Raw genomic sequence first — 9,222 nt, forward strand, 5'->3', positions numbered from 1 at the left:
ATCCAAAATCGAGAATTGATATGACGCTTGCAGGGGCTAGCGCCTCGTCGCAGATCAAAACCCAAGTCAAAAACGGCGATCGCTGCCGCCCAAGCCGGACTCAACCCAGCCCATCACCCCGGCTCGATCCAATGCAAATAGCAATTTTTCCCCGTACCTGACGCTGTTCAAGGTGGCGAATTGCCGTGGGTACTTCACTCAAGGAATAGGTGCGATCGACAAAAGGAACAAGCTGACCCGCTGCTAAAAACCGCTGTAGCGTCAGCAGATCTGCCTGATGGGGGGTTGAAGCCAAGCACTTGACCTGACGCTGGGTTAATTTTGACAGCACTGGGCCTAGCAGCATTGCTTGGAAAAAGCTACCCGTAGAGCCGCCTACCATGACATAGGTGCCCGTCGGCGTCAGTAACGATAAATAGTCAAAAAATGAACGGTACGCAGCCGTATTGAAAATCAAATCATAGGGCTGTCTGGTTTGGGCAGCGGTTTGGGTGTAATCAATCACGTAGTCGGCTCCCAGCTTGCTTACCAGGTCTGCCTTCTCTGGGCTACATCCAGCCGTTACTTCAGCCCCAAACATCTTGGCAAGCTGAACGGCAAACGACCCCACCCCACCAGCGGCTCCTAAAATCAAAACTTTTTGTCCCGGCTGAAGTTGCCCCACATCCCGCAGCCCTTGCAGAGCAGCCAGAGCCGAAACCGGAACAGTCGCCGCCGCAGTGAACGTCAGGTTGTCGGGCTTTAAGGCCAGCGCCGACTCAGGAGCACAAGCATATTCGGCAAAAGCGCCAAACCCAGCTTCAGATAAGTCTCCAAACACCTCATCTCCAGGCTGAAACTGCGTCACGGCTTGCCCCACCGCCTCTACCTGACCCGCTAAAGCAGCACCGAGGATAGGGTTTTTAGGCTGACGCAGCCCACCATAAATCAGGCGAATCAAAAAGGGGGTTCCCCGCATCAAATGCCAGACCCCCGCATCCACCGAAGCCGCCCGCACCCTTACCAAAACCTCGTTAGCGCTGATAGTCGGTTTTTCAACTTCCGCCAATCTCAACACATCGGCTGAACCATACTCGCTCTGGACGATTGCTTTCATGGGGAGACTTCTACAGCAGAAAGGGCACGATGGGCGCTAGGCCAAGGTATCCATATTGTTTCATAGCAGCGGCGGTTTTCTCGGCGATCGCCTGTTATCTGCCGCTGTCTTTAGCTATCAATGACCGCTTTCATCGACTGAGCCGCTATTCTGCAGCAATCGTTTGATAAAAACGGTTCACATCTAGCAGGGTTCGGAGATGATAAACCTGCTTGCTGTGCTTGGCTTGGCTGACATACTGCCGATATTGGGGAGTGAGCTTTTGATCACACAGCCAGACTGTAGCGTAGCTATTCAAAGTCCCCTGCCAGAGCGGGCTATTATCAGGCCAGCCTGCAGGAGGAACAAAAAAGCCTTGCAAAAAGCGCTTGGTGACCCATCCATAATGCCGCCATAAAGGCATATCCATATACACCAGCGTATCGGCAATCTCCAGCCGGGGCCACACCGTATCGAGTGAGCCAAACCCCTCTATAATCCACTGGTCTTGCCACAAAATGCGATCGTGAGCCGCTTTAAAGTCCGCGTGGGGTACTTCACCGCCACCGGGTCTGTACTTCAACAGATCTAACGAAATCAGCGGTAAACCCGTCATGGCAGCTAGCCGCTTACTCAAGGTCGATTTACCGCCGCCCGCATTACCAAATACCGCAACCTTTTGCATCGCCTTCTCCGCCAAGGGCTGCCTTTAACCCTTTGTTTAGTTTCTAAATTAGCAGCTACAGAAGACAGCAGCTCAGGGTAAACAACACTGCGGCCAAGCCAGCCGCCACCGTCCGCACATGGTTCCACAGCGTCCAACGGCTTAAGTATTGGCTCCAGAGGGCTGAGCCTTCAACGCTGTCGGCAGCAACCCCCGCGAGAGCATCATTGAGCGGCACATTACCAGCAATCGTCACGCCAATTGTGCCGATGAGGTAGAGCAAGCTGCCAGCCAGCCAGTAAAGGGCGGTGGGTTGCCCCCCATGGCGTAGTGCCCACGCTGACAGCACCAACCCCGCTAAACCAGGGCCAAAAAAGACAGTCATAAACCAGGGATTAATCACCGTCAGGTTGATGGATTGCATGGCGGCGATGCCTTGGGCGGGGGGTTGCTGAGCCAATGCCTGCATGACAAAGGTTGAGAAAGCAAAGAAAATACCAGCCGTTAAGGCGCTGGCGATCGCGGTAAACAGTACCAGCGGCAAACGCCAGTGATCAATTAGTGTCATCACGCTCTTTCGCTTCTAGGTTTGCTAGCAATCAATAGGAGAGGCTAGGTGCCTGGTGCAGATAAGCCGTATCGCTAAGCTGCTTCAAGATAAAGTCAGCCACATCGGCGCGCGAGATTTTGAGCTGTGAGGTTTTATCCGTACCTGGAAAGCCGTGTCGGTATTGTCCGGTGCGATCGCCCGTTACAAAAGCACCCGGACGGATAATCGTCCAGTCCAAGCGGCTTTGCTTGACTTCAGCTTCTTGCCGTTGATGATCGCTAAACACGTTTCGCAAAATCAGCCCAAACATGATGTATTTCCAGTAGAAATTCAGACTGCCCCAACTATCGCCCGCCCCCAGCGTCGTTTGGCAAATCAATCGGCGAACGCCTGAGTGCTCCATCGCTTGAATAATATGCCGCGTCCCCTGTGAGCGCACAGTTCCCGTCAGCTTTTGGCCAGAACCCAGGGTGCAAACCACCGCATCCTGCCCTTGCACAGCCTGGGCGACGGCAGTTGGAGCCAAAACATCTCCCTGAAATAGCGTCAGGTTGGGATGCTGAATCGCCAGTTTGGCAGGATGGCGGCCAAAAGCTGTCACCTCATGCCCCTGCGTCAGCGCCTGCTCCACCACCTGACGACCCACTCCCCCAGTAGCACCAACAATTAATAATTTCATCTCAGTTGCTCCTGTAAGCATGACACTTTATAACTTAAAGAAGCAAACGAGTTGCAGCTATCAGGTTCTTGCGTAACTTGTACAATCTTGCTGTCAGTTTTCAGCGTGGCTGCCAGCCACGCTCGCCAGCTTGACTTTGCTCAGCAGACCTCTGGGAGACGCCCGATGGAAAACCTCAGCCCCCTCCAGGCGGCTAGCAGCCCCTCACCTGCCGAATTTCAGGCAACGCGCTGCTGGGAAAACCTTCGCCTTGAACGCCTCCAGAACGCGCCCGGAGAAGCAGATTGCCATTTTGCCACAGAGCATACGCTGTTTGTATTTCTGGCACCGCGCCCGGTTCACTATCTTCAGGCTCAAGCGGGTCAAACCTACACCGGGCTGTATCGCCAAGGAGACGCCACCCTAACCCCGGCTGATACACCGTTTTTTGCTCGCTGGCAGGGTGAAGAAGAAGTTTTGCAGATTCAGCTAACCGCTGCGTTTGTGCAAAGCGTTGCCAGCGAAACCCTGAATCAAAATGCCGATTGCCTGACGTTGCAGCCTCAATTTCAAATTCGCAACCCCCAAATTGCAGCGATCGCCACTTTGCTTCTCAACGAAACGAACCCGACCCCATCCAGCGAACATCTATATATAGACTCGTTAGCCAATGTTTTAGCGGTGCAACTGCTGCGGCACCATGCCACGACTCAGCCCCAGGTACCTAGCTACGAAGGTGGCTTACCGCCGCCGCAACTGCGGCAAGTTTTAGCGTACATAGATGCCTATTTAACTCAAGACATCAAACTGGCCGATTTAGCCAAGCTGATCGGCCTCAGCCCATTTCATTTCAGCCGTCTTTTTAAGCAGTCGCTGGGCATCTCTCCTTACCAATACCTGATTCAGCAGCGGGTAGAGCGGGCAAAGCGGCTTTTAAAACACAGTGACCAGGCCATTGTCGAAATTGCCCTGGCGTGTGGGTTTAACAGCCACAGCCATCTCAGCAAACAATTTCGCCAGCTTACAGGTACCACCCCCAAGGCGTACAGAGCCGCATCCGGTTAAAGATCACGGCTAGCTGCGCGGCCAGTGCTGCGGGGAAAGCGGGCAGGCGGGTTTCTATCTGCGATCGCCTGTTGCATCAGCGCTATGCGCCGTTGATTGGCAGTCAGGGCGATCGCTTGACGGCGCAAATAAGTGCATATACACTTACTTTATGGAAAGCCAACTCTCCCCCGCTGAACTAGGTGAAGTCGTTTCTACCTGTGCCTGTTTCAACCTGCGCAAGGCAACACGGGTGATCACGCAGCACTTTGACGAAAGTCTCAAACCCAGCGGCTTGCTGATTACCCAATTTACAATTCTTGTGGCCGTCGCTCTGGCGAAGTCAGCCACGATGAATGAGTTAGCCCAAAACCTGGTTATGGATCGCACCACCCTCACCCGCAACCTCAAACCTTTGGAGCGCCAGGGATGGTTAAAATCTGAGCCAGGTTCCGATCGGCGCACTCGCGTCATTAGCCTGACTCAAGCAGGAGAAGCTATCCTGGCGATCGCGCTGCCCCTGTGGCAACAAGCGCAAAAAAATGTAGAGCAAACCTTAGGACAAGCCCACTGGCAAACGCTACTGGCTCAGCTCACTGAAACAACAGCTTTGATGAGCGATCGCTAAAAATTTTCGGCAATAAGTGTATATGCACTTATTTGAAAGCAACGGCTGACTTGGTTCAATTCAGCAAATTTTCACTCACAACTGGAGGCTTTATGGTTTCTCTTTCTTCCAAGCAACGTCACCAAATCAAACGGCAACTCTTTTTGACCCTGAGCATTTGGGGCTTGGGGGTGGCTGCAGGCAGCTATTTTGGCTACTTGAGTCGGCTGTCGCTGCCGTGGCTTGCTTTGCTGGTGGTTAGCGGCATCCTTTGGCCTGTCGCCGTTTACTATGGCACCCCGACTTTCCGCAGCTATATCCAAGGGCTAGATCTTGATGACCTCACCTTGTTTCATCTCTGGCGAATTCCAGCAGCCTTCGTCTTTTTTAGTTATGGTCATCAACATTTGTTGCCCGCTGACTTTGTGCGTAACGCCGCCTGGGGCGATTTGGTCGCCGGATTGCTGGTATTGGTAGTTTGGGGGCTACCCAAAAGCAACTGGAAGTATTGGGGCTTTCACCTTTTTGGGCTGGCTGACTTTGTCGTCGCCGTGGGGACGGGTTTAACCTTTTCGCTGCTCCGCGTTCCGATGATGGAGACAATTACAACCTATCCCCTAGCCTTAATTCCCTTGTTTGGCGTGGGGATTTCAGGCGCTTCTCACCTGATGGCTCTAGACATTTTGAGGCAGCGCCACCGCCAAAGCAGCGCAACATGACTTAACCCCTAGCAGCGCAAAGGTACTCAGGGGGGTACTGCCAGGGTAGCAGCAGCATTCCATACTCAAGGCATGAGAAGTCAAGACGTTAGAAGCCTTTTGAGGACATTTTTGCGGCGCAATTGAGGGTTGCAAAAAAACTTCGCCTGAGCTAAGCCGACCTCCTCAGCCCGTCGGCGGCGTCTGAGCAAAATTGTAGACGGCCCTCGCTGTCGATTTGGCTTAGCTCAGTTTCTGGGGTTCGTCAGACATTTTCTATCGGGTTTAGGCGTCTGTGAACCTGGCCTTAAGTTTTGGCTGCTCTGAGGCGGTGACACCGCCTGGATTCACCCCCCTCCGGGGAGACGATTTTAGGAGCTTTGAAATGGAACCGAAATATTTTATTGAGAATCGCTACTCATTCGTCGTCGATGCGCTATCCAAAATTGACCAGGTAGACTACGAAGTTGACACCCCTGAAACCAGTTTTGAACGCAATGTTCAGCGTCAGCTAGCGATCGCCAATCGGTTGCTTATGGCCAGAAAATACAGTTCAGCTCTGGCTAAATATCGCCACATTCGCGGCCTGATTGCCGCTACGCTGCGCCCCCAAATTAGCGTCCTCAATGGCACGCTGGTTAACCACAGCCAGTTTGACCTAGCCCAAATTGCAGACCCCTTAGTAGCGGTTTCAGCCAACCTGCTCAGCCAAACCCCGGTGACAGCTAGCACCCTACCCGAAAAGTTTCGCTCGTCAAAGGTGAACCTCCCCACAGAGGTAGTTAAGCAATTTACCACCTTTGAGCAAGTGGGTCTTAAAGATCGAGAAGCGGCCATTGGTACACTGCTCGATGAGGCCAGTGTATTAATCAAAAATCGCCAGTTTAAGCCAGCTACTCGCCTGTTTGAGCAAGCGCTGGAGCAAACAGAGGCCAGCGAACTGCGCGGGGCTTTGCTGCACGATTTAGCCATTTTGCAAGAACGCAGCGGCGATCGCCCAACGGCTCTACAAACTATGCAGCGTAGCGTCAAAACCTACAGCCAGATTGATCAGCCAGAGGCTCAAATTACCGCTTTAACCACGCTCGCGGGTATACAGGCGCGGGGCAAAGACGAAGCCGCTGCCAACCAAACCTTAAAAACCATCAGCAACCTGCAGCAAGAACGCAATGTCTTTCCGATTGTGGTGACAGCCAATACCCGCGTCGCCGAGACGGAACTGCTAACCCCAACTCGATCGACGGTTGCTCGGCTAAATGAACCCAACCTACCGCTGAGCCGTTCGCCCCTGACCTCGTCTGAACGGGTCGTCGCTGGCACCCCTAGCGTTCTCACCCCCAACCTTAGCCGCCCCACCATAAGCCGGGAGACCATAACGCGATCGCCCAGTACCCCTGTCGCCACCCGCACCCTGGAGCTAAATCTGGCTGAGATTGAAGCGCAGCCCGTCGAGCTGCTAGCTGCCACCGCTTTTGGGCAGCGACAAACCCAAAAGCAAATGACGATTGTTGATAGCCAGCAAACAGCCCATGCCATTCAGCTCAATGGCAACGCGGCTAGCGAACTGAGTCGCTTTTACACCACCTTGCAAACCACCCAAGATGTCGGCTTGCTGATGGGCTATTTGCAAAGCTACACGGTCACGGTGGCTTACCTCACCCATGTTTATGCCTGGGTGATTCCCATGGCAATGGGCGACTGCTTAGTAGCGCTAGGAGACTATGCCGCCGCCGAGCGGGAATATTTATCGACCTTAAACTACCGCTATCTCAACGAAGTCGTTGAAGTGGTCAACCTCTGGCTGCGACTGGCTGAGCTTTATCTAGACTGGGGCGATCGCCTTTATCGCCAAGCCCGCAACGACGTTTCCGAATTTAGCAAAGCCCGCGAAAAATACGAAAACGTGCTGCTGCTCAACAATACGATTCGCAGTTCTTCGCCACTTTATCAAAGTCCCAAATTTAGCCGTATGAGCCAGCGCGTTAATACGGCGATTCAAGCCCTCTTTGTCAATTCCACCCATCTTGATGAAAACCCGCGCCTGCTGATAGCGCTATGGCGAGCCAGACACCAGATTTTTAAGATTGACAACGAGCTAAACTTTATCGGCTTGGGTGTGCATATTCCGCCCTTTAGCTTCGAGTATCTGCAAAATCTGGCTCGCTATTTTGCCCAGCATGCCTCGCAGGTTGAGCAAATGTATATTCAGTTTCAAAGTACGGGCGAAAACGAAGAACTGCGCGAACAGCAAATGGCGCAGCAGGCTGAACTGGCGATCGCTTCGGTAGAGCTAGAGCAACGCGGCGTCAACGAAGCCCAAGAAGGCGTCGATGTTGCCCAAGCCAATTTTAATTACACCCAGGTACAGATCAACAACGCGATCGCCCTGCGCGATCAGTTCAACAGCGTTAAGTCGGAACTGCAAGAACTGTCTCGCCTACAAGCTTGGGCCGGAGCAGCTTCTAACGACGAAGTCAAACTCAAAGTAGACAACGCTACTTACTACAGCACCGATAGCAAACCCCGCAGCCATGTTCTTTTTGACCTGGCCAATCGCCGCGCTCAAATTAGCAACCAGATTGAGTCTACTCGTTTGCAACACGCTGTTAACTCCGCTAATGCTTACAGCCAGGTAGCCCAGCAGCAAGTGCAGCAAGCCCAAGCGCGGGTAGCCGTAGCTGAGCAGCGAGTCGCGATCGCCCAGCTTCAGGCTCAGCACGCTCAGGAAAATCTGGCCTTTTTGTCTGAGCGAGAATTTACCTCGGCCCTGTGGTACAACCTGGCGCGAGAAGCCCGCCGACTGGCTCAGCGCTATTTAGATATGGCCATTGAAGTGGCAACGCTGATGGAAAAAGCTTACGAAGCCGAAACCGGACGCGACCTACGCAAAATCAAATTTGAGTATGGGCTAGATCGGTTGAATGGCTTGCTCGGTTCAGAAGCGCTGCTGCTTGATGTGGACTATTTCAGTTTAGACGCTGTCCGCACCAAGTCTAAAAAGGCGCAGATGAAGCAGATTATATCTTTGGCGGATACGTTTCCCAGCGCCTTTAACCAGCTCTTGCAAACCGGGCAAACCTTCTTTGAAACCACCCTAGAACACTTCGATCGCCGCTATCCTGGCTTTTATCTGCAAAAGGTGAAGCAAGTTGAGCTGGTTTTTGTCGGCCTCAACGGCACAGAAGGCATTCACGGCACGCTACGCAATATTGGTCTGTCTCAGTTTCGCCAAAAGAACGGCACCGTCGTCAATCAGACATATCCAGCCGATGTCATGCCGCTGTCAGACTACAACGTTAAGCAAGACGCCATTGTCTTTCAGCTCGACAGCAGAGAACTGCGGCTGTTTGAAAATAACGGCATTGCCACTCTCTGGCAGCTAGACTTACCGCTAGCCGTCAACACCTTTGATCTGGGGCAAATCCTCGATATTCAAATGGTGCTTTACTACGATGGCTTCTTCGATGCCCGCTTAGAGCAGCAAATCAAAGCAACGCTGCCCGCTGTCGGCAGCGGCGCTCGGGCGCTGTCGTTACGGCTTTATGCTGCCGATGAACTCTTCTTCTTGAAAAGTCAGGGCACAGCCGAACTGGCGATCGCGCCTGAACTGTTTCCGGCTAACCAAACCCAGCCCGTTTTGAAGCACTATCGCATTCAGGCAATGGGTGCAGCTAGCACCGTGGCAGGGCTGAACCTGCGGATTGACTTTATCAACGCAGGCGTGTCTCACACGTTCCAGCTCGATAGCGACGGCAACGCCGACGACGCTAGCTTTAGCGATCCGCTCGATCGCTCTCTGTTTGACACCTGGAGGCTGACGATTGATCCAGCGGATAACCCTAGCGTCGATCTCTCCCAGCTAGACGATATTGCTGTGTACGTCGAGTACACCTTCACGTATCGCCACTAAGGCCAGCCAGTAGGGG

8 protein-coding genes are annotated in these 9,222 nt (G+C 53.2%); 4 read left to right on the forward strand and 4 right to left on the reverse strand.

Annotated features, from left to right (window positions below; all coding sequences use genetic code 11):
• Positions 1-100: 100 nt before the first annotated feature.
• The 4 genes from ACTS3T_RS13020 to ACTS3T_RS13035 form a co-directional block, all read right to left on the reverse strand.
• Positions 101-1,096: an NAD(P)-dependent alcohol dehydrogenase gene (locus ACTS3T_RS13020; protein ID WP_462935094.1), complete on the reverse strand. Its 996-nt coding sequence runs from the start codon at positions 1,094-1,096 to the stop codon at positions 101-103.
• Positions 1,097-1,241: 145 nt separating this feature from the next.
• Positions 1,242-1,760 carry a P-loop NTPase family protein gene (locus tag ACTS3T_RS13025; protein WP_462935095.1) on the reverse strand — a complete coding sequence of 173 codons (519 nt, stop codon included), beginning with the start codon at positions 1,758-1,760 and terminating at the stop codon, positions 1,242-1,244.
• Between the two features lie 55 nt (positions 1,761-1,815).
• Positions 1,816-2,307: an anthrone oxygenase family protein gene (locus ACTS3T_RS13030; RefSeq protein ID WP_462935096.1), complete on the reverse strand. Its 492-nt coding sequence runs from the start codon at positions 2,305-2,307 to the stop codon at positions 1,816-1,818.
• 31 nt (positions 2,308-2,338) lie between these two features.
• Positions 2,339-2,968, reverse strand: coding sequence for an NAD(P)-dependent oxidoreductase (locus ACTS3T_RS13035; protein ID WP_462935097.1), 630 nt, complete (start codon positions 2,966-2,968; stop codon positions 2,339-2,341).
• Between the two features lie 165 nt (positions 2,969-3,133).
• Here ACTS3T_RS13035 and ACTS3T_RS13040 point away from each other — a divergent pair, with 165 nt between their 5' ends.
• The 4 genes from ACTS3T_RS13040 (at position 3,134) to ACTS3T_RS13055 (ending at position 9,206) form a co-directional block, all read left to right on the forward strand.
• Positions 3,134-4,012: a helix-turn-helix domain-containing protein gene (locus ACTS3T_RS13040; RefSeq protein WP_462935098.1), complete on the forward strand. Its 879-nt coding sequence runs from the start codon at positions 3,134-3,136 to the stop codon at positions 4,010-4,012.
• 151 nt (positions 4,013-4,163) lie between these two features.
• The gene (locus ACTS3T_RS13045; RefSeq protein ID WP_462935099.1) at positions 4,164-4,619 is read left to right on the forward strand and encodes a MarR family winged helix-turn-helix transcriptional regulator; all 456 of its coding nucleotides are present in this window, start codon (positions 4,164-4,166) and stop codon (positions 4,617-4,619) included.
• Between the two features lie 92 nt (positions 4,620-4,711).
• Positions 4,712-5,317, forward strand: a complete 606-nt coding sequence (locus ACTS3T_RS13050; RefSeq protein ID WP_462935100.1) for a hypothetical protein — start codon at positions 4,712-4,714, stop codon at positions 5,315-5,317.
• A gap of 364 nt (positions 5,318-5,681) precedes the next feature.
• The gene (locus ACTS3T_RS13055; RefSeq protein WP_462935101.1) at positions 5,682-9,206 is read left to right on the forward strand and encodes a Tc toxin subunit A-related protein; all 3,525 of its coding nucleotides are present in this window, start codon (positions 5,682-5,684) and stop codon (positions 9,204-9,206) included.
• Positions 9,207-9,222 lie beyond the last annotated feature (16 nt).

It is taken from the genome of Almyronema sp. (assembly GCF_052168255.1).
GTDB lineage: Bacteria > Cyanobacteriota > Cyanobacteriia > Phormidesmidales > Phormidesmidaceae > Sphaerothrix > Sphaerothrix epifaneia.